The organism is Ideonella azotifigens (genome assembly GCF_006519715.1).
In the GTDB taxonomy this organism is placed as follows: domain Bacteria; phylum Pseudomonadota; class Gammaproteobacteria; order Burkholderiales; family Burkholderiaceae_C; genus Ideonella; species Ideonella azotifigens.
Genome location: NZ_VIDT01000945.1, coordinates 1 through 1,686, shown reverse-complemented (window position 1 = coordinate 1,686; position 1,686 = coordinate 1). Strand labels below are relative to the sequence as shown.

At 69.8% G+C, this 1,686-nt stretch carries 2 protein-coding genes; one reads left to right on the top strand and one right to left on the bottom strand.

Annotated features, from left to right (window positions below; all coding sequences use genetic code 11):
• Positions 1 to 513: response regulator transcription factor (locus tag FKP22_RS29495; RefSeq protein ID WP_141291758.1), on the bottom strand; the 513-nt coding region annotated here is incomplete at its 3' end.
• Positions 514 to 647: 134 nt separating this feature from the next.
• Between FKP22_RS29495 and FKP22_RS29490 the strand changes: the two genes are divergently transcribed.
• On the top strand, positions 648 to 1,577 hold the full coding sequence (locus FKP22_RS29490) for a sterol desaturase family protein (protein ID WP_231012825.1): 930 nt from the start codon (positions 648 to 650) through the stop codon (positions 1,575 to 1,577).
• Positions 1,578 to 1,686: the final 109 nt, after the last annotated feature.

The following is a 1,686-nucleotide window of genomic DNA, read 5'->3' as shown; positions in this document are numbered from 1 at the left end:
CAGCAGCTTGAACTCAACGCTGGTCAGCGGCAGCACCTGTTCCTGGTCCGCGGCCGTGAGCCTCACCTCGCGCTGCATCAGGTCGATCAGCAGGCCAGGAAAGCGCAGCACCGGCGTGTCCCGCGGGCCGCCCCGGCTGCGGCGCAACAGCGCCCGCACGCGGGCCACCAGTTCACGCGGCTCGAAAGGCTTGGCCAGGTAGTCGTCGGCACCGATCTCCAGGCCCAGCACACGGTCGATCGGCGTGCCGCGCGCGGTCAGCATCAGCAGGCCCAGCGCCGGCCAGCGGCCACGCCACTGGCGGCACAGCTCGTAGCCGTTGGCATCCGGCAGCATCACGTCCAGCAGCACCAGCTCGGGGTGCAGGCGCTCGATGGCGCGCAGGCCGTCGCCACCCGTCAGCACGCTGTGCACCTGCCAACCCTCGCGGCCCAGCAGCTCGCCGACCATGCCGGCCAGTTCGGCATCGTCGTCGACGATCAGGACCAGGGCCTGAGTGCTGGAGGGATTCATGGCGCGACGGGTTGAGCAGAGCTGGCAACCAGTGTAGGGGCCGGGCACGGCGGGCCGGCGAATGTTGCAGCGCTGTCATGAGTCGTCGCGTGGCGTGGCGCAGGCGCGGGCCGCGGCGGCATTCAATGCAGGCCATGAACCCGCTGTCATCGCAACTGCACCTGCCACCCTGGCTGATCGGGCTGCTGACCGGCGGCGTGCTGGGCGCCGCGCTGCTCGAAGGCTTGATCCTGCAATGGCGCGGCCAGCCCTACGACTGGCGCGCCTTCGGCACGACGCTGGGCGACATGGTCGGCCGGCGGCTCGTGGACCTGCTGGGCACCGCCCTCACCGCACCACTGCTGCTGTGGACCCATGCCCACCGGCTGGACACGCTGACGCTGGCCACGCCCTGGCAGTTCGCCGCGCTGTTCCTCGGCCAGGAGCTCGCCTACTACGGCTACCACCGCGCGGCCCACCGCGTGAACTGGTTCTGGGCCACGCACCAGGTGCACCACTCGCCCAACCAGCTGACGCTGGCCACCGCGCTGCGCCTGGGCTGGACCGGCAAGCTGACAGGCACCGTGCTGTTCTTCCTGCCGCTGGTGTGGCTGGGCTTTTCGCCGGTGGCCGTGCTGGCCACGGTCACGCTGAACCTGCTCTACCAGTTCTGGCTGCATGCCACCTGGATCCCCAAGCTGGGCCCGCTGGAGTGGATCTTCAACACGCCCTCGCATCACCGGGTGCACCACGGCTGCAACCCTGAATACCTGGACTGCAACTACGGCGGCGTGCTGATCGTGTTCGACCGATTGTTCGGCAGCTTTGTCGCCGAGCGGGACGAGCTGCCGCCGCGCTACGGCCTGGTGCACCCGGTCACCACCTACAACCCGCTGCGCATTGCGCTGCAAGGCTGGCTGGCGATCGCCCGCGCATTGCGCGCCACCCCCGACTGGCGCGCCAGGCTGCGAGTGGTCTTCGGGCCACCCGCACCGGCCTTGCCGGCCAGCAAGCCCGCGCGCAACCCCGAATGCCTTTGTCCAACCCTTGCCAAATCCCTGTCCCATGGAGTCTCCGATGCCTGAAACGCCCCACCGTCTTCCCGTTCTGAAACTGAGCCTGGCCGTGGGCCTGGCGCTGAGCCTCGCCGCCTGCGGCGGTGGGGGCGGTGACAGCTCATCCGACAGCAGCGGC

Bases quoted from the DNA above. Each gene is read 5' to 3' on its own strand.
- FKP22_RS29490 (WP_231012825.1), top strand. From the start codon at position 648: ATGAACCCGCTGTCATCGCAACTGCACCTGCCACCCTGGCTGATCGGG.